The sequence below is a fragment of the Amycolatopsis sp. NPDC104819 genome (assembly GCF_055583145.1).
The window spans coordinates 221,672-246,832 of the sequence record NZ_JBVJON010000014.1 but is presented as its reverse complement, the minus strand read 5'-3'; the positions used below and the strand labels follow the sequence as shown (position 1 = coordinate 246,832).

Here is a 25,161-nt window from a genome sequence, read left to right as displayed (position 1 = left end):
AGCGACTCCGAAAGGTAGACGCCATCAAACGAAAGGTACCCACCATGGCTACTCCGGACGAACCGTTTCCCGCTGTCGTACCGGGTGAGATCGTCGTTGATTCCGAACACCTCGAGGTGGTCGAAGCGGAGCTGGCCCGGCTCGGCGCCGGCCACGAGGAGGCCGCGCGCGACGAGCGGCTCGGACTGGTGCTGCTCTCGGGTTTCAGCCCGGCCGTGGGAGCCGTGGACGACGTCCTGTACGAGCTGCGGCGCCGGTTCAGCGGCCGGTACGGCGGCTGGTTCCCGCCGATGGGCAAACACCGGGTCGCCGACCTGATCCGGCCGGCGGGGCCGAAACCGATGTCCGAAAGTCTGCCCGTACCGACAGAAGCGAAACCCATCACCGGCCTGACGACGAGCGCCCCGATCCGGGTCGGGGTCGTCGACACCCCGATCCACCGGCACGTCGCCCTGCCCGAGCAGTGGGTGGAGACCGACGACTGGCGCACCGAGGCCCCGGACGTCCTCCGAGGCGGTCACGGCACGTTCGTGACGAGCGTGGTCCGGGCGGCCGCGCCGGCCGCGCACATCGAGGTGAAGGGGGTGCTGAACGGGCCCGGGTACACCGCGACCGGCTGGGCCGTCGCGGTCGCGATCGCCGAGCTGGCCCAGCGGGTCGACGTGCTCAACCTGTCGTTCGCCTGCTTCACCGAGGACGGCGAGCCGCCGCTGGTGATCCGCCGCGCGATCGAGCGGGTGCCCGCCGGGGTCACCGTCGTCGCGGCGGCGGGCAACCAGGGTGACGTGATCGGCATGGTCCGCGGGCGGACTTCGCAGTCACCGAGCTTCCCGGCGGCGCAGCCGTGGGTGCGCGCGATCGGGTCGTCCGGGCTGCCGGACGCTCCCGACGACCCGGCGATCTCGGCGTTCACCCCGAAGGCGCCCTGGGTCGACTACGCGGTCCGCGGCATCGACATCAAGGGCGCGTTCCCGGCCGCCCCGCGCGACGACGACGGCGTCTTCACGGGCTGGGTCACGTGGAGCGGGACGTCGTTCGCCGCGGCCTCGGTCACCGGCCTGCTCGCGAAGGAGATGGGAACGGCAGGCGTGACCGCGTCGGAGGCCTTCGACCGGCTGGTGGACGCCAAGCTCGTGCAGAAGTTCGAACTGCCGGACAGCGCCTGCTGAGCAGGTGGCCGGACCACCCCGTGGGTGGCCCGGCCGCCTAAGTGGTGCGCCGTTCCAGCCAGCGGGCCACGTTGGACGGGAGGGCCAGCAACAGCAGCACGTAGTACGCGAGGCCCGGCTCGATGAAGGCGACCACAACAGCGAGGGCGAACACCCCCGTGTTCAGGACGAAGCTGCGCACCCACTGGTCCGTCACGGGTTCGGCGTCCCCGTGAACGGCCGGGTCGCGGCGGACGATCAGGACCAGCGCCGTGTGGCACAGGCTGCTGGCCAGGAGCGTGGCGAGGTAGAACACGACGGTGAACCGGTCGGTCCGGTACGCGCCGATGAGCTCGGTCGGGAACGGCAGGACCGCGATCGTGAGCAGCCAGCCGAAGTTGGCCAGCAGCAGCGGCCCGCTGTAGGCCCGCACGTGCTCGAAGACGCGGTGGTGGACGAGCCAGAACCGGCCGATCACGGCGAAGCTGAGCAGGAAGCTGAAGATCTTCGGCCAGTTCCCGGTCACGGCTTCGGACGCGGGCGCGTGTTCGGCCACCAGTTCCGGCACGAGGTCCGTCAGCGGGAGCACCAGCAACGTCAGCGCGATGGCGACCACGGCGTCGGTGAAGAACACGAGCCGCTCGGGTGACTTCTTCCGTTCCACGCCGTCATCCAACCAGGGCCCGTCAGGCCTGCGCGGCGAAGGCGTCCTCGGCACTCGGGTAGCTGGGGAAGAACCCCGCGAGGCCGATCAGGCTGAACGTCCGCAGGATCCGCTGCGGGACGGCGGCCAGCGCCACCCCGGCGCCGGCGGCCTCGGCGGTGTTGCGGGCCGCGATCAGCGCCGAAATGCCGCTGGAGTCGCAGAACGTCACGCCGGCCAGATCGACCACCAGCAGCCGGCCGCGGCTCAGGCCGACCTCGCCGATCTGCGCCCGCAGCCGGGGCGAGGTGGCCACGTCGAGCTCACCGGCGACCGTGACCACGGTTCCGAGGTCGGCGGTCCGGGCGGCGACGGAAAAAGTCACGACTGCTCATTTCCGGCATGGATCGGCGCTGCGCACGCTCACCTCGTCATCCTGCCATCCGGTCGCGGCGCTTCAGCGCCGCCGGGCGGCAAAACCGTCGAGCAGGCAGTCGAGGCCGAGCTCGAACCGGGAGTCCGCGGTCAGGTCGGGCATGTCCCGCAGCCACGAGCCGAGCGAGTCGTCGGCCATCTCGCCGGCGTAGGACCGCAGGTCGCCGGTCGAGCCGATGCCGAACCGGCCGAGCATCTCGATCTCGCGGCTGACGCTCATCGCGGTGCCCGTCACGTAGTTGTCGAGGAGCGAGGCGTACGCGACGGCGGGGACGAGTCCCGCGCCGTCGAGGACGGTGAGCTGGAAGGCCGCGCGGCGCAGGGTGTGCGGCCCGAACGGCGGCCGGCTGTCGACGAGCTCGGCGTACCAGCGGTGCCGGCCGATCATCAGCCAGAGCCGGGTGGCGAGGTCCCGCAGGTCTCCCCGCCAGTCGCCGCTCGGCTCGGCCGGGACCTCGACCTCGGCCGACACCGCGTCGAGCATCAGGTCGACCAGGCCGTCCTTGTTGAGCACGTAGCGGTACAGCGACATCGGCGTCGACACCCCGAGCGCGTCGGCCACGGCGCGCATCGTCAGCGCGGTGACCCCGCCGGTGTCGGCGACGTCGATGGCCGTGCGCACGATCGCCGCGCGGGTGAGCGCGTTCTTCCGGCCCGGGGGCTCGGGGTGGTGCCAGATCAGCCGTTCCGCGGTTGGCATGCGTGGAGTGTACAGCGTACAGTTCGTGTACAACGTACATTCCGGAGGGGCGATGCAGCTGAGGGGCATCAACTACGACACGGGTTTCGGGGGCGCGGTCGGCGACCGGTCGCGGGTCGCGTTCGACCCTGCGGTGGTGCGGCGGGAGCTGGTGATCATCGCGGCCGACCTGCACTGCGACGCGGTCCGGATCAGCGGCGACGACCCGGAGCGGCTCGCCGTGGCCGCGCACGCCGCGCTCGACGCCGGGCTGCGGGTGTGGTTCGCGCCGTTCCCGATGGACCTGACGCCGCCGCAGCTGCGGCCGTACTTCGCGGACTGCGCCCGGCGGGCGGAGGAGATCCGCGCGCGGGACCCGGAGACCGTGCTCGTGCTGGGCTGCGAGATGTCGTTGTTCTGCACCGGGTTCGTGTCCGGCGCGTACCTGATGGAGCGGCTCCGCAACGCCATGGACCCGGCGGCCTGGGCGAACTTCAAGCCCGAGTGGGACTTCACCGAGGTTCTGCGCGACCTCGTCGAAACCGCGCGAGAGCACTTCGGCGGCAAGATCACCTACGCCGCCGGGGACTGGGAGGACATCGACTGGTCGGGCTTCGACTTCGCCTCGGTCGACCTGTACCGCTCGGCGGGCAACGCGGCCGACTTCGCCCAGCACGTCCGCAACCACCGCGGCCACGGCAAGCCCCTGGTGATCACCGAGTTCGGCTGCTGCACGTACCGTGGCGCGGCGGACGCGGGCGGCACCGGCTGGACGATCGTCGACCTCGAGTCCGACCCGCGGGTGCTGAGCGGCGACCACGTCCGCGACGAAGCCGGCCAGGCGGCGTACTTCACCGAGTTGATGGACGTCTTCGAGGCCGAGGGTGTGCACGGGGCGTTCTGGTTCACCTTCGCCGGGTACGAGTACGCGACCGATCCCGATCCGAGGCGCGATCTGGACCTGGCCAGCTATGGTGTCGTGAAGGTCCTCAAAGGACAGAACGGGGTCGCGTACCCGGACCTGGGCTGGGAGCCGAAGGAGGTCTTCCACACGATCGCGGCGCGGTTCGGGGAGAAGTCAGGATCTTGACGCCGGCTCAACCAAGGTGAACAGCAGGAAAACTTCGCACCTACGTCAGGTGACGGATGTCTGACGCGCACATTGCGCGGAGCATCGCTCCCTGGAGCTCGTGACGCTCCGGACCTCGAACCCGAGGAGGAGCGATGTCCCGCGGTGCCGCCCTTTCCACGCTGGTCGTGTTCGCCCTGGCCCTCAACCTGCGGCCGGCGGTGACGAGCCTGGGCGCCGCCCTGCCGGACATCACGGTCGCCGGTGGCCTGGTCGCCGCCGTGCTCGTCGCGCTGCCGCTCTGGGCGATCGGCCTCGGCGGCTGGGCCACCCCCTGGCTGTGCGGCCGGGTGGGGTCGCACCGGACGGTCACCGTCTCCCTGCTCGGGCTGGCGTCGTCGCTGGTCGGGCGGGTGCTCGGCGGCTCGGTGCCGCTGCTGGTCGGGACGGCGCTGGCGTGCCTGTCCATCGCCGTGCTGGGAACCATGCTGCCGCTGCTGGCCAGGGGGTCCGCCGCCTTCCCGCTCGGGCTCGGCCTGGGCAGCACGGCCGGCGCGCTGGTGACCCCGGCCGCGGTGACGTCGTCGTCGTGGCGGATCGGGCTGGGGCTGTGGGCGCTCGGCGCGGTCCTGGCCCAGCGGGTGTGGCGGCGCACGCCCGCCGAGTTCCTCGTGCCGCACGCGTCCGCCCGGTCGGTGCGCACCGGCACCCTGATCGTCCACTTCGGACTGATCTCGACGGTGACGTTCCTGGTCATGGGCTGGCTCCCCGGCATCCTGCGTGACGCGGGCGTGCCGCCGGCGACCGCGGGGGCGTGCCTGGCGCTGTCGATGGCCATGGGGCTGCCGATGATGTGGCTGGTCCCCGGCTGGACGCGCCGCTGGGAGAACCAGACGCTGCTCGTGGTCGCCCTGGCCGTGCCCAACGTCATCGGCGTGGGCGGGCTCCTCCTCGCCCCGGCGGCCGCGCCCTGGCTGTGGGCGGCGGCCACCGGGACGGGCATGGGGTCACTCGCGTTCGCCCTGACGACCATCTCGTTGCGCAGCACGGACAACTCGCCCGCGCTGTCGGCCGCCGTCCAGGGCGCGGGGTATCTGATCGCCGGTTTCGGCGTGCTGGCGTGCGGCTGGCTGCACGCCTACACCGGGGGCTGGCGGACACCGCTGCTGCTGGTCCTGCTGATCCTGCTCGGCCAGGTGGTCAGCGGGCACAGCACGGTTTCGGACCACCGGACGCCGATCCGGTGGCTGCCCCGTCACGCGCCCGAACCGAGCGCGTGACGGGGGCGCCGGTCACCAGCCGACGGCGACCGCCAGCCACTGCGGGTCGCCGTGGGAGACGAACGACGACTGGCCGGCCACGTCGTCGTACGGGAAGCCGTACGCCAGGCGGTTGATGCCGTGGTCGTGCCAGTACTTCGCGTAGTAGTTCGCCGGGGCGGCCTTGTAGTAGTTCGCCGGGTCCTGCTGCTGCGACGCCGGCAGCTGCGCGGTGTGCCGGTTCAGCGCCGCGCACATGTTCGGGTTGCCGGCCAGCGAACCGGCGCAGCCGGTGATGTTCGACGTCGGCTCGTTGACACCCACGGACTGCGCGTAGGCGGTGAAGTAGTTCGCGTACCGGCCGCCGGCGCGGAAGTCCGGCGCGCTGCCCGGCGCGGGGATCCGGTAGGGCGCGTTCACCGTCGCCAGGCCCTTGAACTCGGTCGGCACCTCGGCCTGGAACTTCGCGAACGTGGCCGCGCGGTCCTCCTGGAAGGTCCCGTAGTCGTCGCCGACCTGCACGTCGTACCCGTCGTGGGCGTGCAGCCGCATGGCCAGCTTCAGCGCGAACGCGTCCACCCGCGTGGTGTTGCCGTTGAACACGTCCGGGCCGACGGTGAACTCGATGAAGTCGGCGTACTGGCCGTTCGGGGTGCCGAGGTAGAAGTACATCCGCCCGGCCGAGTTGGCCGGCATGTCGATGTAGGGCTGTTCGGCGATCGAGTGCGTCTGCCCGCCGAAGTTCCAGAACACCTGGCTGTCCGGGTACTTGCCGTTGGTCCGGTTGAGCACCTTCACCATGAGCACGTTCCGCGCCGCCGGGATGCTGCCGGTGTCACCCCAGAACGAGTCGGGCGGGGTGCCCGCGCCGGGCTGGGTGGTGCCGCCGCCGGTGCCGTAGACCTGGAACTCCCACAGCGAGACGCCGTAGGGCGTGCCGCGGGCGGTGGTGTACACCCGCACGTACCGGCCGGCACCCGACACGTTCAGCGTCTGCGTGCCGCCGGTTCCGGTGGTGGTCTGGTACACAGTGGACCAGCTGGATCCGTTGTCGGACAGCTGGATCTGGTACGCCGTGGCGTAGGCGGCCTCCCAGTTGAGCACGACCCGGCTGACCGTCGCCGCGCCGCCGAGGTCGACCTGGATCCACTGTGGATCGCTGAACTGCGACGACCAGCGGGTGCCGGTGTTGCCGTCCACGGCGGCGTTCGCCGGGGTGCCGGCGTTCTCCACTGAGGACGCTGTGACGGATTTCCCTTGGGAGATCAGGGAATCGGCCGCTTGGGCGGACGGGGCGGCGAAGCCGAGCGTGGCGGCCACGAGGGCCACCGCCAGCGTCGCCAGGCGGGTACCGGGGCCGCGGCGCCGTCGCCGCGGCAGAGCGTTCGTGGGCATGGTTCCTCCCTGGCCGGGAAAGTGGGGCGGACCCCGCCGCCGGTCAGGGGACGGCGTCGTCCGGTGCGTCCCGCGGCCGCCGGGCAGGAGCATCCGAGACCGGCCGAGGACTCGGTGAAAGGTTCATACCACCGGGCCCGGCCTGTCAAGGGTTGACAACCCCGGCCCGGAGGGCGATATTCGGAACCGGTTCCAGCTCACCCTCTGCGTGGCGCCGCCACCCGCTCAGGGGCCGACTTCACCAGGAGTCCGCCATGTCCTGCAGCGCGGTTCGATCGTCCACAGTGGACATCAAAACGAGTCGAGGTGCGTGCGCAGCCGGTCGACGTCGGCGTCACGGCCGAGTCGGATGTACAGCTCCATCGCCTCCTGCCAGGCTTTCCGGGCCTCCGCGTCCCGGCCGAGCGCGGCGTGGGGATGTCCGACCCCCTCGAGCGCCAGGGCGACCTCGATCGTGAACTCGAGCGACCGGTACAGGTCGAGGGCCTGTTCGTAGTCGCGGACGGCCTCGTCGTGACGGCCGGTGTGGAACCCGAGGAAACCGAGGTTGGCCAGCGCGTACGCCTCGCCGTCGGGGTTGTGGTGCTCCCGGTTCCGGACGAGCGCGGCCCGGCTGTATTCGAACGCCGTCTCGTACTCGCCGACCCGTGCCAGGCACCAGCCCATCAGGTTGAGCGCCCGCCCTTCACCCAGTGAGTCGCCGAGCTCGCGGAAGCGGCTCAAGGCCTGACGCGCGTGTTCCAGCGCTCGCTGGCCGTCCCCCGACTCCTCCCAGGCCCAGGCGAGGGCGCGGTGGAGGTGCGCCGCCTGCGAGGGATCGTGCTGTTCGGCGAGCGCCAGCCCCTGCCGGAACTGGCTGATCGCCTCTTCCCGCCGGTCCAGCCGGCCGTGGGAATAGCCGAGGTTGCGGTGCGCGCGGATGCGGAACCCGGGATCGTCGAGCCGGCGCGCCGAGGCCAGCGCCCGCCGGCACACTTCCAGATCGGCTTCGCGCAGGCCGCGCCGGTCGTTGAAGACGACAAGGCCGGACGCCAGCTGGCACACGACGTCGTGCCGGTCCTGCTCGGCGGCGGTGAGCTGGGCGGCCAGCACGCTCGGGTGCTCGATGTCCAGCCACGCCAGCGCGTCCGCGGCGCCGGTCAGCGGCTCGGTCGCCACGCCGGGCGCGGCCACCGGGAGGTCGAGCGGCGGGATGATGCGGGGGAGCAGGAGGTGCTGCGCGGTGTGGGTGGTGTGCAGGAAGAAGTCGACCACCCGGCGCAGGGCCTCGCCGCGGACGCCGGCCGGCAGGTCTGCGGCGGTCGTGGCCGCGTACCCGCGGATCAGGTCGTGCATCCCGTACCGGCCCTGGCTGTCGCGCTGCAGCAGGGACGCCTCCTGCAACGCCTGCAGCACCTGTTCGGTGTGGGCGGGGGACCGGCCGGCGAGGCTCGCCGCCGCGGACAGCCCGATGTCGGGGCCCGGCGCGATGCCGAGCAGGCCGAACACCGTCCGCTGCTCGTCGGTCAGCGCCCGGCGCGACGTCGCGAGCACGGCGGGCAGGCTCGCGGTCGGGTCGTCGTCGTCCAAAGCGTCGACACCGGACTCGCGCACCTCCGCGGCCAGCTCGGCGAGGGGGAGGTGGGGGTGCGTCTGGGCGCGGCCGGCGAGGATGCCCAGCGCCAGCGGGAACCCGCGGCACCAGTCCAGCAGCGCGGTCACGGCGCCCGGGTCGGCGGCCGGGCGCGCCGCGCCGAGCCGGTGCTCCAGCAGCGAGCGGCCGTCGGTGGTGTCGAGCACGTCGAGGCGCACGTGCCGGGCGGTCAGACCGGTGAGCAGGCGGCGGCTGGTGACCAGCACGGTGCACGCCCGGCCGCCGGGCAGCAGCGGGGCGACCTGCTCGGCGGTGGCCGCGTTGTCCAGCACGACCAGCATCCGCCGGTCCGCGACGAGGGTGCGGAAGAGCGCCGACATCGCGGGCAGGCCCGCCGGGACCCGGCCGGCGTCGACCCCCAGCGCCTCGATGAACCCCCGCAGCGCCGCGGCCGGGTCGAGCGGTGTGCTGTCGACGCTGAACCCGCGCAGGTCGACGAACAGCTGCCCGCCCGGAAAACGGCCGGCGTGCCGGTGGGCCCAGTGCAGCACCAGCCACGTCTTGCCGATGCCGCCGGCGCCGGTGACGACGCCGGTGTCGCCGTCGGTCATCGCGGCGTCGAGCCGGCTCAGCTCTGCACGGCGTCCGACGAACGGCGCCGGCGCGGCCGGCAGCTGGCGCGGGACGAGCCCCGCGCCGGTGTCTTCGCCGAGGAGCCGCTGATGCAGGTCCCGCAGCGGCGCGCCGGGGTCCGCGCCCAGCGCTTCCACCAGCCGGGTCCGGATCCGCCGGTAGTGCGCGAGCGCGTCGGCCGTGCGCCCGGCCTGGTGCAGGGCCAGCATGTACTGCGCCGCAACACGTTCGTCCAAGGGACGCTCGGTGCTGCGCGTGGCCAGTTCGGCGGTCACCCGCTCACCCTCGCCGGCGCCGAGCCGCGCGTCGACCAGGTCGTGCCGGGCGGCCAGTCGTTCGCTCTCGAGCCGGTCGCGCTCGGCCGCGGCCCACTCGCCGGGCAGGCCGGCCAGCGGTTCCCCGCGCCACAGCTCGAGCGCCTCGGTCAGCAGCCGCGCGGCTCCCGAAGGATCTTCGGCGCGCGCCCGGGCACACAGCTCCCGGAACCGGTGCAGGTCCACCTCGGCCGCCTCCAGGACGTACCCGCCGGACCTTCGCACGATCTCGACGTCAGTGCGGCCGGAAAGCGCTTGCCGTAAGCGGGACACATAACTGTGCAGCGTCGCCCGTCCGCGGCGCGGGAGGTCGGCGCCCCAGACGCGTTCGAGCAGCCGGTCCGCCGGGACCACCCGGCCGGCGTCGACCGCCAGCGCGGCCAGGAGGCACCGCTGCTTGGCGTGGCCCAGGTCCACGGCGTCCACGGCCACCTCGCCGAGCAGGCGCACCACGGCTGTCCCCTCCTCCGGCCGACACCGATCCCCGGGAGACCGTAGCGCGTGCCCGGTTACCGCCCGGGCGGGCGTTCCGCCACTCAAGTCGGACAAAAACGAACCATCGTTGCATTGTTTTCAGATAACTACTTTCGTAGCTAACCGGCACCCGAGGCCGTCTGGTCTGCTCGTGACAACCACCTTCCAGGTCCCCGAAGGGAGATGTTCATGCAGGTAGACGGACGTTCCGTGGTGCGCAAGGCCGCCGTGGTCCTCGCCGCGGCCGCCACCGCCGGAGCCCTCGCGCTGGTCGCCGCGCCGGGCGCGTCGGCCGGTGACCCGCGGATCGTGGGCGGCTCGCCGACCACCATCGACGAGTTCCCGGCCACCGTCATCTTCAACGTCAACGGCGCGCAGCACTGCGCGGGCACACTGGTCGCGAAGAACAAGGTGCTGACCGCTGCGCACTGCACGGACGGCGTCCAGGCCTCGCAGATGGAGATCATCGGGGGCCAGACCAAGTTCAGCGACACCTCCGGCGAGAAGGCGGGCGTCAGCGACGTCTGGCAGAACCCGGACTTCGACATGAACGGCATGCAGCACGACAACTCCGTGCTGACGCTGGACAAGGACCTGCCGTACGAGCCGGCCACGCTGGTGCAGTCGGCGGACGACGCCGCGTACCAGGCGGGCGCCGACGTGACGGTGGTCGGCTGGGGCGCGACGTCCGAAGGCGGCGACGTCTCCGACACGCTGCTGAAGGTCTCGGTGCCGGTCGTGGACAACGCCACCTGCGCGGAGAAGTACAGCGCGAGCGGCTCGAACTACGACAAGGCGTCGATGTTCTGCGCCGGGGTGCCCGAAGGCGGCAAGGACTCCTGCCAGGGCGACTCGGGCGGGCCCGCCTACGTCGACGGCAAGCTCGCCGGCATCGTCTCGTGGGGCCAGGGGTGCGCGCGCAAGGACTTCCCGGGCGTGTACACCAACGTGGGCAACGACTATTCGGTGCTCAGCTCGCACATCGGCTGACCAGGCCCGCAAAAGCCCCGCACCGGAAGCGGTGCGGGGCTTTTGCGTGCTCAGCGTCCGGTGGCGCCGTCGATGAGCTCCCGCAGGATGTCGGCGTGGCCCGCGTGCCGGGCGGTCTCCTCGATCAGGTGGGTCAGCGTCCAGCGCTGGGACGGCGTCAGGCCGGGCCAGGACGCGATCTCCTCGTTCGTTTCGGCGGTGGTCTTCCGGTAGCCGGCGAGGATCGTCTCGGCCGTCTCCCGCGGGCCCGCGTGGAACGTCGCCTTCCAGCGGGTGACCTTCTCGCCGAGCAGCCAGTGCCGCTCGACGTGGGTGAGGTGCTTGACCAGGCCGAGCAGGTTGGTCCCCGAGGGGACCCCGGCGGCGCGGGCCTGTTCTTCCGGCACCCCTTCGGCCTTGGCGGCGACGGAGGTGCGCAGGTAGTCGAGGAAGCCGGTGAGCACGTCCTTCTCGCCGGGACCCGTCGACGGCGGCCGCTTGTCGCTCATCGCCGCACCACCAGGACGTGGTCGACGACCGTCGCGGTGCGGCCCCCGGGTCCGGCGGCCTGCCGCGGCAGCCGCTCTGCGCGTTCGACCGTCCATTCCGCGGGGTCGAGGTCCAGCTCGGCGGCCACCTCCTCGGGTGTGGGGTACCGGAGATCGGGGTCCTGGTTCCACGACCACGGCGCGGTGGAGCCGTGGTCGACGACGATCAGCCGGCCGTCCGGATTCAGCGCCTTCGCCGCGGTCCGCAGCACCGCGGCGCGGTCCAGGGCGAACGGCGTGTGGAAGTACTGCGCCGAAACCAGGTCGAAGGTGCCGGCGGGGAACTCCTCGGCGAGGTCGACGCGCAGCGCCGTGACCTGCCCGGCCAGCGCGCGCACGGCGGTGGCGGAGATGTCGACGGCGGTCACCGCCCAGCCGCGGCCGGCCAGCCACCGCGCGTCACCGCCGGCGCCGCAGCCGAGGTCGAGTGCGGTGCCCGGCGGCAGCGGCCCGGCGATCTCGGCCAGTCTCGGGTTCACCTTCGACGTGGTGATCCGGGTGTAGTGGTCGTCCCAGAAGCGGGCTTCAACGCTCATGCCCCCACCCTTGCGCCGGGCCGCCGGGGAACGCACGAAAACTTGCCGGCCTGGCAAGATCGGCGGCATGACGGACGAGACGGAGCAGGTGCTGGACGCGGTCGGCCCCCGGCTGCGGGCCCTGCGCAAGCAGCGTGGGCTGACCCTCGCCGAGCTGTCGGCGGCGACCGGGACGTCGGAGAGCACGTTGTCCCGCTTGGAAAGCGGCGGCCGGCGGCCCACCCTCGAGCTGCTGCTGCCGCTCGCGCGGGTGCACGGGGTGCCGCTCGACGACCTCGTCGGCGCCCCGCCCACCGGCGACCCGCGTGTGCACCTGCGGCCGATCCACCGCCACGGGATGACCTACCTCCCGCTCACCCGCCGCGCGGGCGGCGTGCAGGCGTTCAAGCTGCTGATCCCGGGCCGCCCGGCCGAACCCACGCCGCAGACGCACGGCGGCTACGAGTGGGTGTACGTCCTCAATGGACACCTGCGGCTGCGCACCGGCGACCGCGACCTGGTGCTGCCGCCCGGTGAGGCGGCCGAGTTCGACACCGCGCTGCCGCACTGGCTCGGCTCGGCCGACGGCCGGCCGGTCGAGACGCTCGTCCTGTTCGGACCGCAGGGCGAGCGCGCACACGTGCGGCCGCGCGGCGCCTGACCGTCACCGGGCGACGACCTGCCGGCCGCCGTCGACGTCGTAGGTCGCCCCGGGTTCCCCATGAGGTGGATCGCGAGCGCGGCGACGTCCTCGGGCCGGACGACCCGCCGGATCGGGAGTGTCGCGCGCAGTTCCGCGCGGCGTTCGTCGAGCCGGTCGCCCAGCAGGGACGCCGAAAGCGGCGTGTCGACGAACCCCGCGGCGATGAGTTGACGCGCCGCCGTCAGGGCGAGGCCGGGGGCCGGGCGGCGGCCGCCGGTGCCGCTCAGGAACAGCAGCGAGCCCCCGGGCCGCACCCGGCCGCCGGCGAGCCGGGCGAGGTGCAGCGGCAGCCAGAGGTGGCCGTCGAGGTCGGTGCGCGGGTCGGCCCGGCGCGCCTGACCAGGCTCACGCCGCGGTCGCGCCGTCTCGCCCCGATTTGCGGCCGTCGCCGCGGCAGGTTTCGGTCGTAGACCTTGCCGTTGTGGCTGCGGAAGTGTTGCCAGGCGGGCTCGCTCAGCGGGTCCGCGCCCGTGGCGCGCGGTTCCGCCCTCGCCTTCGCGGCTTCCGAACGGTCCGGGGCGGTCGGCCGGAGTAGCTGACCGGGCTCGTGCCGGTCGCCCGCCCCCGGTTCGCGACTGCCACCCTGGCAGGTTCCGGATCCGCGAAGGGGTGCCGCTCGGTGTATTCCCGGCTGGCTGAGCTTCAGGTCGCAGACTTTGCCGTCGTGGCGGCGGAAGTGTTGTCAGGCCGGGCTCGCCTCAGCGGGGTTCACGCCCGCGGCGGAGTTCCGCCACGCCTCCGGCAGGCCCCGGATGGCGGAGGTCGGCCGCCGGTTGTTCGACCGGGCTCGCTCAGCGGTTCCGCGGCTGCACCATCCGGGCCGCGGTAGTGTTGCCAGGCCGGGCTCGTCCGGCGGTTCCGGGACCCTGGCGCGCAATGCCACCCTAGTCCCGGCAGTTCCCGGGTGGCCGAGGTCGGCCGCCCCGGCATGCGGACCGGGTCCGCCCAGCGATTCCTCGCCCGCCGACGGCAAGTCCCGGGGCGGGAACCTCCGGCCAGCCGAGATCCTCCCGCCGTCACGCAGCCACGAGTTCGTAGACAAAACCATCCGGTCCACGGAAATGCTGCCAGCTCGGCCCAGCCTCACCCACCAACTCCACACCCGCCGCCCGCAGCTCGGCGACCGCCCCCGGCAGATCCTTGACCGCGAACCCGGCCACCGGACCCGTGTCGAAGTGCTCCTTACCCGCATGCTCCGGGCCGAACACCTCAACGTTTCGCCCGTCCGGGAGTGTGAACACCCAAAACCCCGGTTCCTCATGGGCCAACGGAAGCCCAAGCATCTCGCGATAAAACCGCGCCAACGCGGCCGCCTCCGAAGTGCGGGTGCCGAGCCAGCCCAAGCCGATGATCTCCATGGAAACCATCCGACACCCTCGATCTCACTGGAGGTCAAGAGAACAACGGAATTGTCCGGACAAGATCCGGCCCGGCGGTTGACAGCCCCACCCCCGCGCAGGACGGTGAAAACGGCTGCCCGCACGGGCGGAAGGGATGGGGTCCGTGGTCCGCCTCGCGCGCGCGTCGCTCGTTGTCCTCCTGGTCACCCTCGCCGTGCTGGTGCCCGCCGCCCCGGCGAACGCCGGAACCCCCTGGGAATACCCGGAGTTCCCCTACCCGGCCACCACCTACCAGGAGCCGTTCCGGGGGCAGTTCCACTTCAGCTCGCAGTCCGGCTGGATGAACGACCCCAACGGGCTCGTCTACGCCAACGGCCTCTACCACTTCTTCTACCAGCACAACCCCCACGGCCTCGAGTGGGACACCATGCACTGGGGCCACGCCACGAGCCCGGACCTGGTGCACTGGACCCAGAAACCGATCGCGCTGGAGCCGGACGTGCACCCCGGCATCCTGTTCTCCGGTGGCGGGGTGGTCGACCGGGACAACACGTCCGGGCTCAAGACCGGCTCGCTTGACCCGATTGTGGTGTTCAGCAACACGAACGGCGTAAGCATCTTCTCCAGCAACGACAACGGCCGCAGCTTCCAGGCGTACGACAAGGGGCGCAAGCAGATCGAAATCCCGGAGGAGAGCCGGGACCCGAAGGTCGTCTGGGACGCCGCGCGCCACCAATGGGCCATGGTCGTCTGGTCGAACCGGGGCGGGAACGGCGTTGACCTCTACACCTCGCCCGACCTCCTCCACTGGACCTTCGCCAGCCGGTACGCGGCGGACTGGCTCTTCGAATGCCCCGACCTGTTCCCCCTCGGCGGCCAGTGGGTGCTCACGTCGGCGACCGGCGAATACGTCGTCGGCGCCTTCGACGGGCGGACCTTCCGGACCGGCCACCCGCAGCCGAACAAGATGAACCTCGGCACCACCTACGCCGGCGGCACGTTCTACGCCGCCGAGACCTTCACCGGCACGCCGGACGGCCGGGTCGTCCAGATGGCCTGGCAGGGCGGCAACCGCGGCAGCACCTGGACCGGCAACGCGACCTTCCCGGTCACGCTCGCCCTGGTCGACTCGCCCGACGGCCCGCGGGTGACGCGCACCCCGGTCACCGAGCTGGATTCGCTGCGGGCCGACAGCCGGACCTGGCGCGACGAGACCGTGAGCGACGGCGGGCGCAACCCCTTCGCCGGGATCCTCGCCGACACCTACGAGATCACCGCCACGTTCGACGTCGCCGGCGCGACCGCCGGGCAGTTCGGCTTCGCGCTGCACAGCCGGTCCGACGGCAGCGCCGACCGCACCGTCGTCTACGACCGCGCGGCGGGCACTCTGGACGGCAAGCCGTTGCCGCCCACCGGTGGTGAGGTCAGCGTGCGGCTGCTCGTCGACCGCGGCCAGCTGGAGGTCTTCAGCGGAGACGGGCTGTTTTCCTTGGCGGACAACGTGAACTTCGACTCCGCCGCGGTCAGCCAGGGCATCCGGCTCTTCGCGACCGGCGGCGCCGTCCGGCTGAAGAGCGCCAAGTTCACCCGGCTCAGCACCAGCTGGGGCACCGCCCAGTCGACGCTGGAGAGCACCCTCCAGGGCCCGTGGCACGCGGCCGGGGGCTCGTGGACCGACACCGCCGGGGGCAAGCAGGCGCAGGCGTCCGGTGACGCCTTCTACCTCAGCGCGAGCACCGCGGCGGACGCCGTCTACCAGGGTGACGTCCGGCTGGACACCGCGCAGGCGGCCGGTTTGACCTTCCGCGCCACGGCCGACGGCGCCGGGTACACCGTGAACGTCGACCGGAGCGGCGTGGTCAAGCTCTGGCGGCCCGGCCGGGACATCGCCACCTACTCGACGCCGATCGAGCCGGGCATCACGCATCACCTCAAGATCCAGACGACCGGCTCGCGCATCCAGGTCTGGCTCGACCACGGCGCCACGCCGGTCATCGACGCCACCGACACCGCCTACCCGTCCGGGCGCTTCGGCGCGAACGCCTACCACGGCTCGGCGACCGTGCAGAACCTCAACACCGGTCCGAACGGCTTCACCGCGTTCACGTCCGGGCCGTGGATAACCCGAGGCGGCACCTGGACCACCACACCGGCCGGGCTGCGCGGAACCGCTTCAGGCAACGGCTTCTACCTCAGCGACCGCACCGGAACCGACTTCACCTACGACGGCGACGTGTCCGTCACGAACGGCACCGCGGCCGGCCTGACCTTCCGCGCCACGGCCGACGGCGACGGGTACACCGCGAACGTCGACACGAACGGCCTGGTGAAGCTCTGGCGACCCGGCCGCGACATCGCGACGTACCCGGCGCCGGTGATCGAAGGCCGCACCTACCACCTCACCGTGCGGACGACGGGCGCGCGCATCCAGGTCTGGCTGGACCACGGCGCGGCGCCCGTCATCGACACCACCGACCCGACCTACGCCTCCGGGAGGTTCGGCGTCAACGGCTACGCCGGCAACACCACCGCCCAGAACCTCACGATCACCTGACCCTAACGGACTTCGACGTAGAAGCCGTCGGAGTCGAGGATGTGGTCGCGGATCAGGAACTGCCCGTAGATCGCGCCGGCGCTGCGGTTGTGCGACGCGTTCAGCGCCTTCACCGCAAAGCTCCACGGCGAGTTCTCGTCGACCTTGGCGGTGTTCTCGTAGGTCGTCGCGAACGGGTATTCGTCGCAGTCGTACGGCGTGTTGTTCGCCCCCTTGGTGTAGCCGACCCCGAAGTAGAACCGGCAGGCGCTGCGGACCTTCCGGCGGGACCCCGCGATCTTGTTGCCCGTGTCGTACCCCTTCCACAACCGGTGCAGCGGCTCCGCCTTGTCCTTGCGGCCGGCGACCCGCTTGCCGGGCACCCCGGGTTTGGTGCCCTGGAGGTTGTTCTGGGCGTCGCGGATGAACTGGGCCGAATCCCCGTACTGCGTGCTCGCGGCGTCCAGGACCAGAGACGAGACCACCCGGTTGAACACGCAGTGGCTGCCGGTGACGTACCCGGTGTCGGTCACGACGTCACACCGGAACTGCTCGTCCGGGGTCTGGCTCGACCGGCTTTCCCCGGCGGGGCTCTTCGACGTGAACTTCAGGTTGAACGCGAAGAAGCCCCGGTTCTCGGGTTGGTACTTGTCGGCGGGCACGCTGGTCGTCGTCGCGGTCGCGGTGAAGAAGACCGGGTCCGAGGCGCCCTCGTCTTCCCACTGCTGCACGGTTTTCTCCACCGCATTGGCCGGAAGGGTGCAGGTGCTCTTCCGGGCGGTGTCGGCGTTCCCGCAGCCGAGCGTGATCTCCAGCCGGTTGGTGTCCTTGTGGGTCTCGCCGGTGTCTTCCAGGTGGACGAGCCGCACGCCGAACTGGACCTCGTTGAGCTGGTCGCGGCCGGTGGCGATGAAGTCGGCCCGGAAGATGCTCCGCCCGACCTCGATTTCGAAGCCGCCGACGTTTTCGTAGTAGATGTACTCGATGTCGCCGGAGAAACAGGCGTTGAACCGGTCCTTGAACCAGTACGGCGCCGCGGGTGTGGAGGTGAAGGCCTTGCACTCGTCGAACGTGACGGGGGTGACGGCCGCGTCGACGTCTTCGGCGCGGGTCTCGGTCACGTAGTCCTGGTGCGAAGGCTGGTAGTCCTGGCTGAGCGTCACCCCACCGGTGGGCCCGGCCAGCTCGTGTCCGGTGGCCGCCGGGGTCTCGGCCACCAGCGAGGTCATCAGCAGCAGCGTGACGACAGCGGAAAAAACGGTTCTCTTCTGCACGGGGATCACCTGTCCGGCCGAGGGGAAGGGGGAGACGGGAGCGAGCCGGTCACGTGATCAGATCCATGATCTGCCACCCGCTGCCGACCTGCACGCCGGCTCCGAACGCCGGCGACTTCCCCCACCCGAGGAACGGGTAGGCCAGCAGCTTGCCGTCCGGAAGGCGCTTGAGGAAGTCGTCCGTGCCGTTGCCGTTGATGTCCAGCAGTGAAAGCGAAGTGGTGGTCTTCCAGTCGAAGACCGTGCCGGGCAGCACGACTTCGTCGGCGAAGGTCGCCGTGCCGGCGAACTTCTGGGTGTGGTGACCGTCGAGCACTTCGCCGCTGCCGTTCACCGTGATGATCCGGTCGGGGTTCTCCCGGAACCACGGCGTGGCGAGCACCCAGCCGATCCACTCCAGGCTGTCGTGCCCGACCGACACGCGCGGGAGGTAGGTCTGCAGGCCCTTGAACGTGCCGCTGTGCGGGTAGACCCACCAGTTCCCGTCGGCGTCGAAGGAGAGGATGTCGTCGAAGCCGTCGGCGGTGACGTCCGCGATGACGATCTTCGTCTGGCTGTTCCACCCCGAGCCGACCTGGACCGGTGTCCCGAACGTGACCACGCCGTTGACGAGGCCCCGGTTGGGGTAGACCAGGAGGGCGCCGTCGGTCGCCCGCCGCGCGATGATGTCGGCCGGCGCTTCCGCGGCGGTCTCGGTCTCGTCGCCGGTGACTTCGGCGTCGGCGATCCAGTTGTAGACGTTCCAGCCGGTGCCGATCTTCGTCTTGGCCGAAAAGGTGCTGGTGCCCTGGAACTTGCCGGAGTGCGTGTACGCCCAGAGCGTCCCGTTGCCGACGCCGGGCTCCCGGGCGAGGATGTCCGGCCACCCGTCCCCGGTGAGGTCGTGGGCGCGGCCGCTGCTTCGCTGGACGCCGTCGTTGGCGGTGGCCGGCTGGGCCGGTGACGCGCTGCTCCCGGCCGGCGTGGTGGATCCCGCCACGGCGGCCGGTGCGCTCAGCGTCGCACCGGCCGTCAGCAGGACGGCGGCGAGAATACTCGAACGTCGGTGCATGGAACCCCCTGGTCTCGAGCGATCGGGCGGAACACTCCGGGCCGGGGGGAAGGGTTGGGGCCCGTGGGCGGACGCCACCCGATCGGCGCAACGGCGGCGACCCTCCACAGTGGACAAACAAGCGGAGGGCGATCAAAATCGACACACTGTCGATTTTTGTGGACGAGGTGTAGAGTAGAGCTCATGACCCCACGAACCTTCCTCATCACCGGCGTCGGCAGCGGTCTCGGCCGCGCCTTCGCGCAGGGCGCGCTCGACGCCGGGCACACCGTTGCCGGCACCGTGCGCCGCCCGGAGGACCTGGCCGCGTTCGAGGCGCTCGCGCCCGGGCGGGCCCATGCCCGCCGGCTCGACGTCATCGACGACGACGCCGTGTTCGCCGTGGTCGCCGACGTCGAGGCGACCGTCGGCCCGGTCGACGTCCTCATCGCCAACGCCGGCTACGGCTACGAAGGCGTCTTCGAGGAGTCGCCGCTGGCCGAGCTGCGGGCGCAGTTCGCCGCCAACGTGTTCGGGGTGGCGGCCACCGTGCAGGCCGTGCTGCCGGGCATGCGGGCCCGGCGGTCGGGGCACGTCTTCGCCGTCAGCTCGATGGGCGGGCTGATGACCGTGCCGGGGCTGGCCTACTACTGCGGCAGCAAGTACGCCGTCGAAGGCATCCTGGAAACCGTCGCCAAGGAGGTCGCCGGCTTCGGGGTGCACGTGACGATCCTCGAACCCGGCTCCTTCCGCACCGACTGGGCCGGCCGGTCGATGGTCCGTGGCGAGCGCTCGATCCCGGACTACGACGAGCTGTTCGAGCCGGTCCGCGCCGCCCGGCAGGCGGCCAGCGGGCGTCAGCTGGGCGACCCGGCCCAGGCCGCGCAGGCCGTGCTGGCGGTGCTCGACGCCGAAAAGCCGCCGGTGCACCTGGTGCTCGGGTCCGACGCCCTGCGGCTGGTGGGCGCCGGCCGGGCCGCGGTCGCGGCGGACCTCGAAGCGTGGGAGGAGCTGTCCCGGTCCACGGACTTCCCGGACGGCCACCAGATCGCGGCGAGCTGACGGCGTGGGCGAAATCGCGAAGGCGGGACGACGGCGGTCCGCGGCACCGTCCAAAGGGGACAAACGAGAGCGGAAGATTCTCGATGTCCTCGAAGAACTTCTGTCCCACAAGGGCTTCGAGGCCCTCACGATGACCGACCTCGCCGACGGCGCCGGGCTGTCCCGCGCGTCGCTGTACTTCTACTTCGCTTCCAAGCAGGACGCGCTGGTCGCCCTGTTCGCCGAGCAGGTGGAAGGGCTGCGCGAGAAGTCCCGCGCGGCGGCGGAGGACCCGGCCGCGCCCCGCGAAGCGATCACGACGGCGGTGGCGCGCACCCGTGACCGGTGGCTCGAGCACGGCGTGATCATGCGGGTCGCCATCGACCAGTCCGCGGCGATCCCGCAGCTCGACGCGCTCTGGATGGAGACGGCGGAGATCTTCGTTGAGGCGATCACCGTCCTCCTGACCCGCGCCGGAGCGGCGGACGGCGACGGCCCGGACGGCGCGCCGGCCCTCGCCCGGGCGCTGTGCTGGATGATCGAGCGGACGTTCTACCGCGCCTCCGCGGTCTCGGCCGCCGAGCTGCACCGGGCCGCCGACACCTGCCTCGAGGTCTGGCTTCGCGTGGCCGGGCTGGTGGAGTAGGTCACTCAGGCAGCGGAAGCACGCCCCGACGCCGACGCGGACTCGTGTGCCCGGGTTTCAGTCGACCAGGTCGGGGAAGTTCTCGGTGTACCCGAGGAAAAGCAGCCGCCGCTGTGGCAGCAAGGCGGCGAGTTCCGCCCAGCCGATAGCGCCGGGCGCGCCGAAGAGGTGCTTCAGATCGGCGACGACGGCCACCCCTTCCTCAGCGGAAGGCGCGGCCGTGCGGTCGAAACCAAGCAGGGAAGCGCCGATCCCGATGTGGCGGTAGCCGTGCGCGGCGAGCCGCCGGATGATCGTGTGGTTCTGGAAGACGTCCCAGTCGGCACTGAAGTAGCCGTTCGGGATGCCCGCGACGGCGAGGTCGTCACGGGCCACGGGAACCCGCTGAACGAGCACAACGTCGTCGAGGAAGCGGTCAGGCTCCCGGTTCACCGCGACGAGGGCCGCGACGTCGGCTTCCCCGCCGAGCCGCTCGCCGGGCAGCTCGTCCCAGGCGACCCGGTGCCGGGGATCGTCGAGGGCCGCGGCGATGTGGGCGGCCCGGCCGTCGGCGTCGTCGCCGTCGAACCACAGCCGGTCGTCTTCGGCGGCGTGCCCGCTGGTGTAGGCACATTGGCCGACGTCGTCGAGCGTGCAGAGGACGGTCCCGTGCTCGGCCCGGAGTTCGGCGAGGACGTCGAGCAGTTCGGCCACGGTGGCGACGTCCTCGAGGCGGGCGACGGTGTTCGTGTCCAGCCGCTTCCGCCCGACGTCATCGGACGGTTCGAGGCGCCTCACTCGCATGGGCGCATCCTGTCATGTAGTCACGACGAGACGGGCACGCCCATCAGCGCGAGCAGCGAGCCGGCGGCCGCGGCGGCCAGCAGCGTCGTGACGACCCCGCGTTTCCAGGCGAGCAGGAGGATCGCCGCGCCGGCCAGGACGGCGAACTGCCAGGCGTGGTCGAGGCTGAGGGCCAGCGGGATCGCCGAGCCCAGGATCGCGCCGACCGCGGCCGGGCCCGCGCCGTCGAGGAAGGCGCGCGCCGACGGGTTGTCCCGCAGGCGGTCGAAGTGGCGGGCGCCGACGAGGACGAACAGGAACGACGGCGTGAACGCGACCACGGATGCGAGCACACCCCCGGCGAGGCCGGCGGCGGCGTACCCGACCACGGCGACGGTCTGCACCACCGGGCCGGGGGTGATCTGGCCGAGCGCGACCGCGTTGAGGAACTGGCCGCCGGTCATCCAGTGGTAGTGGTCGACGGCGTCGGCGCGCATGAGCGGGATGATCACGAACCCGCCGCCGTAGGAGAGGGTCCCGACCTTGAGCGCCACCCAGGCCACGGACAGGAAGACCCCGGCCCCGGTCGCCGCCCCGACGAGGGACTTGGCCGGGACGAACAGCAGGCTCGGGGTCCGCGCCCGGCGCACCACCAGTTCGACGACCCCGCAGCCGAGCAGGACCAGCACCAGCCACGGCCCCACGGTGGCCGCCGCCAGGGCGCCGAGGCCGAGGTAGACGGCCCAGCGCACCCGGCTGGTGTCCGCCGCACGCCGCCAGCCGGCCGGGACCAGGCCGGCGCCCGCGTGCACGGCGACCGCCGCGACCGCGGCGCCCGCGCCCGCCCCGGCGCCGCGGATCCACAGGGGCGGGGTGCCGGTGAGGAACAGGGCGGCCAGGGCGAGGATGACGATCAGGCCGGGCACGATGAACGCGGCCCCGCCGACGAGCGCCCCGGCCCGCCCGCGGACGCGCCAGGCGCAGAAGATCGCGAGCTGGGTGGAGGCCGGCCCGGGCAGCAGGTTGCACGCGGCGATGGCGTCCTCGAACTCGCGGGCCGAAAGCCACTGGCGGCGTTCGACGCACAGCGCGCGCAGCAGGGCGATGTGCGTCGGCGGCCCGCCGAAGCCGATGCACCCGATGCGTCCCCACTCACGCAGCACGGTGCCGAGACCCGGTTTCGCCGTCATCGGACGAGAAACCGGATCCGGTCGTCCAGCTCGGCCGCCGTCCGCCGGAACGCGGGGAGCGAGTCGGCCTCACGGGCGGGGTCGGGGATGCTCCAGTGGATCGTCTCGGGGTGCCCGGGGAACTCCGGGCAGATCTCCCGGACGCGGTCGCACAGGCTGACCACCAGGTCGAACCGGCGGCGCCGGAAGGTGTCGAGGTGGGTGGGCTCGTGCACCAGCGGGACGCCCAGCTCGGCCGCGGCGCGCACGGCGTCGGGGTGCAACGGCTTCGGGTGACTGCCGGCGCTGGCCACCTCGGCCCGGCTCCCGGCGCGGTGCCGCAGCAGCGCCTCGGCCAGCGGCGAGCGGCCGCTGTTGCCGGTGCAGAGGAACAGGACCCGGCCGACGGGCGCCGCGGAACCGGCCGTGAGACCCGGATGCAGCGACGCGCCCGCCTCCGTCCACGATCGCGCGCACCGGGCCAGGTCCAGGTGGTAGTAGGTGTCCCGGCCGTCGAAACTGCTGCGCCGTGACGTCACGAGCCCGGCGGCCCGCAGCTGCCGCAGGTGGTACGAGACGAGGTTCTGCGGCTGCCCGACCGCCGAGACCAGCTCACGCACCCGCCGGTCGCTCGTGGCCAGCTCACGCGCCAGCTGCCACCGCAGGGGCTCACTCAACAGCCGCACGAACGACGGCGGGGCAGCGGTCACGAGCAGACGATACATCAACCGGGATTGATGCACCCGGCGTCCCAGCGGTGTCCCACCGGGGTCGCATTCCCGCTGGTCCACCGGGGTGGGACTGTCCCGGCATCCCGACTTGGCCGCGGACCGGCGACCGGCACGGCGCCCGCTGCCAGCCTCCTGGCCATGCAAAGACTCGCTCTGGCCGTCGCGGTGCTGCTGGTGCTCCCCGCCGCGGCCGCCACCACCGCCGCGGCCGCACCCGTCGCGGTGTGCGGGCACACCAGCGCCCAGCCCACCCTGAAACAAGGGGCGACCGGCACCGAGGTCGCCGAGGCCCAGTGTCAGCTGAACCTGGCGACGAAGGCCGGCAAATACACACCGATCGGCGCGGACGGCTCCTTCGGCCCGGCCACCGACGCGCGGGTGCGCGTGTTCCAGCGCTGCGCCGCGCTGAGCGTGGACGGCCAGATCGGGCCGAACACCTGGGCCGCGCTGAACACCTGGTCCGCGCACCCCCGCAAATGCGCCACCCAGGGCACTTCGGACACCGCGCAGAGCGTGGTGTGCGGCCATTCCACCGCCCGCCCGACCCTGCAGAGCGGCTCCAGCGGCGTGGAGGTCAAGGAGCTCCAGTGCCGGCTGAACCTCGCCATGGAACCCGGCCACTACCCGCCGCTGACGATCGACGGCACCTTCGGCGACGGCACCCGCAACCGGGTGATCCAGTTCCAGCACTGCGTCAACGCCAGTGCCGACGGCGTCGCCGGGCCCACCACCTGGGCGAAGGTCACCGACTGGTCCGCCCGCAACGCCTACTGCGTGCCGCCGAAGCCCGCCGGGCGCCCGATCGACGGCGTCGACACCGCGAAGTACCAGCACCCCGGCGGCGCGGCGATCAACTGGGCCGCGGTGAAGGCGTCCGGCGTCGAGTTCGCGACGGTCAAGGCGACCCGCGGCCTCAACGTCACCGACGAGTACCTGGCCACGGACCTGCCCGCCGCCCGCAACGCCGGCCTGGCCGTGGGGCCGTACCACTTCTACACGGGCACCGCGGCCGGCACCGGCGGTGCGCAGGCCGACCGGTTCATCGCGGCGGTGAAGGCCACCGGGTACACCGGCAAGCGCGCCGGTGACCTGCCGCCCGTGTTCGACCTGGAGTGGAAGGACGACGGCTCCGGCGGCTGCCCGCCCTACGTCACCGTCGCCGACGCCAAGGCGTGGCTGGACAAGGTGGCCGCGGCGTTCGGCCGGACGCCGATCATCTACACCCAGAAGTCGTTCCTGGACTCATGCCTGGGCGGCACCACGGCGTTCGCCGCCTATCCGATGCAGCTCGCGGACTACCGCCAGTCCGTCACGCAGCCGGCGCTGCCCGCCGGGTCGAGCACCTGGCTGATGTGGCAGTACACCGACGCGGCCATCCCCGACGGCATCCCGGCGCCCGCGACCGGCGACGTCTTCAACGGCACCCAGGCCGCCCTCGACCAGCTCGCCAACCGCTGAATCCCGCTACGAAAGGACAAGAATGAGTCTCCCCATGAGCCGCCGCACGGTGCTGCGCAGCGCGGCGGTCATCGGCACCGCCGCCGTGGTCAGCCCGCTGTGGCTGCCCGGCGTCGCCCAGGCGTACCCGTGGTCCCGCACCCTGACGCAGGGCAGCACGGGCGCCGACGTCACCGAGCTCCAGATCCGGGTCGCGGGCTGGGCGGCCGACTCGCCCAGCCACAGCCGGGTCTCGGTGGACGGCGAGTTCGGCCCCGGCACGGCCGCGGCAGTCCGCCGGTTCCAGTCGGCCTACGGCCTCGGCGCGGACGGCCAGGTCGGCCCGGCCACCCAGGCCGCGCTCAACGCGCTCGAGCAGAGTGACGGGTCCACCGCGCACTTCAACTTCAGCGAGTTCACCGACCGGGTGAGCGGCACCTTCAACGGCGGCAAGGTCAGCGCGGCCACCGCCAAGGAGAACGCCCGCCGCTGCATGTACAAGCTGGAGGCGGTCCGCAAGAAGCTCGGGAACAAGCCGATCACCGTGAACTCCGGGTTCCGCAGCATCGCGCACAACGCCGAGATCGGCGGCGCCAGCGACAGCATGCACATGTACGGCACGGCGGCCGACCTGGACGTGCCGGGCGTGGCCAACAAGACCGTCTACCAGAAGGCCGAGACCAGCGGGTTCTCCGGCCTGGAGACGTACAACACCGACCACCAGCACGTGGACAGCCGGGCCGACCTCGGCCGCGCGTGGTGGTGGGAGAACGGCACGGTCTGACCCGCCGCCTGGGGGTCCGACGCCGGAAGCCGCATCGGGGTTTCCGGCGTCGGCGGG

23 protein-coding genes are annotated in these 25,161 nt (G+C 72.0%); 10 read left to right on the top strand and 13 right to left on the bottom strand.

The window, feature by feature from the left end; genetic code table 11:
• The first annotated feature begins 44 nt into the window (after window positions 1–44).
• Window positions 45–1,169, top strand: a complete 1,125-nt coding sequence (locus ACZ63E_RS36895; RefSeq protein ID WP_465340897.1) for a S8 family peptidase — start codon at window positions 45–47, stop codon at window positions 1,167–1,169.
• Window positions 1,170–1,206: 37 nt separating this feature from the next.
• On the opposite strand, the gene ACZ63E_RS36890 is transcribed toward ACZ63E_RS36895, so the two are convergent.
• The 3 genes from ACZ63E_RS36890 to ACZ63E_RS36880 all read right to left on the bottom strand — a co-directional run bounded on the left by ACZ63E_RS36890 (window position 1,207) and on the right by ACZ63E_RS36880 (window position 2,926).
• On the bottom strand, window positions 1,207–1,812 hold the full coding sequence (locus ACZ63E_RS36890) for a TMEM175 family protein (RefSeq protein WP_465340896.1): 606 nt from the start codon (window positions 1,810–1,812) through the stop codon (window positions 1,207–1,209).
• A 22-nt stretch (window positions 1,813–1,834) separates the two neighbouring features.
• Window positions 1,835–2,176: an STAS domain-containing protein gene (locus tag ACZ63E_RS36885; RefSeq protein WP_465340895.1), complete on the bottom strand. Its 342-nt coding sequence runs from the start codon at window positions 2,174–2,176 to the stop codon at window positions 1,835–1,837.
• A 72-nt stretch (window positions 2,177–2,248) separates the two neighbouring features.
• Window positions 2,249–2,926: a TetR/AcrR family transcriptional regulator gene (locus tag ACZ63E_RS36880; RefSeq protein WP_465340894.1), complete on the bottom strand. Its 678-nt coding sequence runs from the start codon at window positions 2,924–2,926 to the stop codon at window positions 2,249–2,251.
• Between the two features lie 52 nt (window positions 2,927–2,978).
• Between ACZ63E_RS36880 and ACZ63E_RS36875 the strand changes: the two genes are divergently transcribed.
• Together ACZ63E_RS36875 and ACZ63E_RS36870 are read left to right on the top strand one after the other, a co-directional pair.
• Entirely contained in the window at window positions 2,979–3,995 is a 1,017-nt protein-coding gene (locus ACZ63E_RS36875) for a hypothetical protein (protein ID WP_465340893.1), read from the top strand.
• Window positions 3,996–4,129: 134 nt separating this feature from the next.
• Window positions 4,130–5,254: an MFS transporter gene (locus ACZ63E_RS36870; protein WP_465340892.1), complete on the top strand. Its 1,125-nt coding sequence runs from the start codon at window positions 4,130–4,132 to the stop codon at window positions 5,252–5,254.
• A 12-nt stretch (window positions 5,255–5,266) separates the two neighbouring features.
• On the opposite strand, the gene ACZ63E_RS36865 is transcribed toward ACZ63E_RS36870, so the two are convergent.
• On the bottom strand, window positions 5,267–6,628 hold the full coding sequence (locus ACZ63E_RS36865) for a beta-1,3-glucanase family protein (RefSeq protein WP_465340891.1): 1,362 nt from the start codon (window positions 6,626–6,628) through the stop codon (window positions 5,267–5,269).
• Between the two features lie 291 nt (window positions 6,629–6,919).
• Window positions 6,920–9,601, bottom strand: coding sequence for an AfsR/SARP family transcriptional regulator (locus ACZ63E_RS36860; RefSeq protein ID WP_465340890.1), 2,682 nt, complete (start codon window positions 9,599–9,601; stop codon window positions 6,920–6,922).
• Window positions 9,602–9,811: 210 nt separating this feature from the next.
• Between ACZ63E_RS36860 and ACZ63E_RS36855 the strand changes: the two genes are divergently transcribed.
• On the top strand, window positions 9,812–10,612 hold the full coding sequence (locus ACZ63E_RS36855; RefSeq protein ID WP_465303670.1) for a S1 family peptidase: 801 nt from the start codon (window positions 9,812–9,814) through the stop codon (window positions 10,610–10,612).
• Between the two features lie 50 nt (window positions 10,613–10,662).
• Here ACZ63E_RS36855 and ACZ63E_RS36850 read toward each other — a convergent pair whose 3' ends face one another.
• Both ACZ63E_RS36850 and ACZ63E_RS36845 read right to left on the bottom strand, forming a co-directional pair.
• Window positions 10,663–11,100: a DinB family protein gene (locus ACZ63E_RS36850; protein WP_465340889.1), complete on the bottom strand. Its 438-nt coding sequence runs from the start codon at window positions 11,098–11,100 to the stop codon at window positions 10,663–10,665.
• Entirely contained in the window at window positions 11,097–11,675 is a 579-nt protein-coding gene (locus ACZ63E_RS36845) for a class I SAM-dependent methyltransferase (protein WP_465340888.1), read from the bottom strand. Before ACZ63E_RS36845 ends, ACZ63E_RS36850 begins: the two co-directional genes overlap by 4 nt.
• A gap of 67 nt (window positions 11,676–11,742) precedes the next feature.
• Between ACZ63E_RS36845 and ACZ63E_RS36840 the strand changes: the two genes are divergently transcribed.
• Window positions 11,743–12,315 (top strand): helix-turn-helix domain-containing protein, encoded by a 573-nt coding sequence (locus tag ACZ63E_RS36840; protein WP_465340886.1) that lies wholly within the window; start codon window positions 11,743–11,745, stop codon window positions 12,313–12,315.
• Between the two features lie 1,058 nt (window positions 12,316–13,373).
• On the opposite strand, the gene ACZ63E_RS36835 is transcribed toward ACZ63E_RS36840, so the two are convergent.
• Entirely contained in the window at window positions 13,374–13,715 is a 342-nt protein-coding gene (locus ACZ63E_RS36835; protein ID WP_465340885.1) for a VOC family protein, read from the bottom strand.
• 145 nt (window positions 13,716–13,860) lie between these two features.
• Here ACZ63E_RS36835 and ACZ63E_RS36830 point away from each other — a divergent pair, with 145 nt between their 5' ends.
• Window positions 13,861–16,251 (top strand): glycoside hydrolase family 32 protein, encoded by a 2,391-nt coding sequence (locus tag ACZ63E_RS36830; RefSeq protein ID WP_465340884.1) that lies wholly within the window; start codon window positions 13,861–13,863, stop codon window positions 16,249–16,251.
• A 2-nt stretch (window positions 16,252–16,253) separates the two neighbouring features.
• Here ACZ63E_RS36830 and ACZ63E_RS36825 read toward each other — a convergent pair whose 3' ends face one another.
• Window positions 16,254–17,504: a NucA/NucB deoxyribonuclease domain-containing protein gene (locus ACZ63E_RS36825; protein ID WP_465340882.1), complete on the bottom strand. Its 1,251-nt coding sequence runs from the start codon at window positions 17,502–17,504 to the stop codon at window positions 16,254–16,256.
• Between the two features lie 49 nt (window positions 17,505–17,553).
• Window positions 17,554–18,555 carry a hypothetical protein gene (locus ACZ63E_RS36820; protein WP_465340881.1) on the bottom strand — a complete coding sequence of 334 codons (1,002 nt, stop codon included), beginning with the start codon at window positions 18,553–18,555 and terminating at the stop codon, window positions 17,554–17,556.
• A 183-nt stretch (window positions 18,556–18,738) separates the two neighbouring features.
• Between ACZ63E_RS36820 and ACZ63E_RS36815 the strand changes: the two genes are divergently transcribed.
• Together ACZ63E_RS36815 and ACZ63E_RS36810 are read left to right on the top strand one after the other, a co-directional pair.
• Complete coding sequence (locus ACZ63E_RS36815) at window positions 18,739–19,596, top strand: oxidoreductase (RefSeq protein ID WP_465340879.1); 858 nt, start codon at window positions 18,739–18,741, stop codon at window positions 19,594–19,596.
• A 4-nt stretch (window positions 19,597–19,600) separates the two neighbouring features.
• Window positions 19,601–20,221 carry a TetR/AcrR family transcriptional regulator gene (locus ACZ63E_RS36810; protein ID WP_465340878.1) on the top strand — a complete coding sequence of 207 codons (621 nt, stop codon included), beginning with the start codon at window positions 19,601–19,603 and terminating at the stop codon, window positions 20,219–20,221.
• A gap of 57 nt (window positions 20,222–20,278) precedes the next feature.
• Here the strand turns inward: ACZ63E_RS36810 and ACZ63E_RS36805 are convergent, their stop codons facing one another.
• From ACZ63E_RS36805 to ACZ63E_RS36795, 3 genes are read right to left on the bottom strand one after another with little or no spacing between them, the layout of a single operon-like run.
• Window positions 20,279–21,004 (bottom strand): hypothetical protein, encoded by a 726-nt coding sequence (locus tag ACZ63E_RS36805; RefSeq protein ID WP_465340877.1) that lies wholly within the window; start codon window positions 21,002–21,004, stop codon window positions 20,279–20,281.
• Between the two features lie 20 nt (window positions 21,005–21,024).
• Entirely contained in the window at window positions 21,025–22,173 is a 1,149-nt protein-coding gene (gene chrA, locus ACZ63E_RS36800; RefSeq protein ID WP_465340876.1) for a chromate efflux transporter, read from the bottom strand.
• Window positions 22,170–22,862: an arsenate reductase/protein-tyrosine-phosphatase family protein gene (locus tag ACZ63E_RS36795; RefSeq protein WP_465340875.1), complete on the bottom strand. Its 693-nt coding sequence runs from the start codon at window positions 22,860–22,862 to the stop codon at window positions 22,170–22,172. Before ACZ63E_RS36795 ends, chrA begins: the two co-directional genes overlap by 4 nt.
• A gap of 159 nt (window positions 22,863–23,021) precedes the next feature.
• Between ACZ63E_RS36795 and ACZ63E_RS36790 the strand changes: the two genes are divergently transcribed.
• Window positions 23,022–24,341, top strand: a complete 1,320-nt coding sequence (locus ACZ63E_RS36790; protein WP_465340874.1) for a GH25 family lysozyme — start codon at window positions 23,022–23,024, stop codon at window positions 24,339–24,341.
• A gap of 22 nt (window positions 24,342–24,363) precedes the next feature.
• Window positions 24,364–25,104, top strand: coding sequence for a D-Ala-D-Ala carboxypeptidase family metallohydrolase (locus ACZ63E_RS36785; protein ID WP_465340873.1), 741 nt, complete (start codon window positions 24,364–24,366; stop codon window positions 25,102–25,104).
• Window positions 25,105–25,161 lie beyond the last annotated feature (57 nt).

What these genes read in the sequence shown, in the direction of transcription:
- ACZ63E_RS36895 (WP_465340897.1), top strand. Translation starts at nt 45, where the DNA reads ATGGCTACTCCGGACGAACCGTTTCCCGCTGTCGTACCGGGTGAGATC.
- ACZ63E_RS36880 (WP_465340894.1), bottom strand. Translation starts at nt 2,926, where the DNA reads ATGCCAACCGCGGAACGGCTGATCTGGCACCACCCCGAGCCCCCGGGC.
- ACZ63E_RS36875 (WP_465340893.1), top strand. Translation starts at nt 2,979, where the DNA reads ATGCAGCTGAGGGGCATCAACTACGACACGGGTTTCGGGGGCGCGGTC.
- ACZ63E_RS36870 (WP_465340892.1), top strand. Translation starts at nt 4,130, where the DNA reads ATGTCCCGCGGTGCCGCCCTTTCCACGCTGGTCGTGTTCGCCCTGGCC.
- ACZ63E_RS36865 (WP_465340891.1), bottom strand. Translation starts at nt 6,628, where the DNA reads ATGCCCACGAACGCTCTGCCGCGGCGACGGCGCCGCGGCCCCGGTACC.
- ACZ63E_RS36855 (WP_465303670.1), top strand. Translation starts at nt 9,812, where the DNA reads ATGCAGGTAGACGGACGTTCCGTGGTGCGCAAGGCCGCCGTGGTCCTC.
- ACZ63E_RS36850 (WP_465340889.1), bottom strand. Translation starts at nt 11,100, where the DNA reads ATGAGCGACAAGCGGCCGCCGTCGACGGGTCCCGGCGAGAAGGACGTG.
- ACZ63E_RS36845 (WP_465340888.1), bottom strand. Translation starts at nt 11,675, where the DNA reads ATGAGCGTTGAAGCCCGCTTCTGGGACGACCACTACACCCGGATCACC.
- ACZ63E_RS36840 (WP_465340886.1), top strand. Translation starts at nt 11,743, where the DNA reads ATGACGGACGAGACGGAGCAGGTGCTGGACGCGGTCGGCCCCCGGCTG.
- ACZ63E_RS36835 (WP_465340885.1), bottom strand. Translation starts at nt 13,715, where the DNA reads ATGGAGATCATCGGCTTGGGCTGGCTCGGCACCCGCACTTCGGAGGCG.
- ACZ63E_RS36820 (WP_465340881.1), bottom strand. Translation starts at nt 18,555, where the DNA reads ATGCACCGACGTTCGAGTATTCTCGCCGCCGTCCTGCTGACGGCCGGT.
- ACZ63E_RS36815 (WP_465340879.1), top strand. Translation starts at nt 18,739, where the DNA reads ATGACCCCACGAACCTTCCTCATCACCGGCGTCGGCAGCGGTCTCGGC.
- ACZ63E_RS36805 (WP_465340877.1), bottom strand. Translation starts at nt 21,004, where the DNA reads ATGCGAGTGAGGCGCCTCGAACCGTCCGATGACGTCGGGCGGAAGCGG.
- chrA (WP_465340876.1), bottom strand. Translation starts at nt 22,173, where the DNA reads ATGACGGCGAAACCGGGTCTCGGCACCGTGCTGCGTGAGTGGGGACGC.
- ACZ63E_RS36790 (WP_465340874.1), top strand. Translation starts at nt 23,022, where the DNA reads ATGCAAAGACTCGCTCTGGCCGTCGCGGTGCTGCTGGTGCTCCCCGCC.
- ACZ63E_RS36785 (WP_465340873.1), top strand. Translation starts at nt 24,364, where the DNA reads ATGAGTCTCCCCATGAGCCGCCGCACGGTGCTGCGCAGCGCGGCGGTC.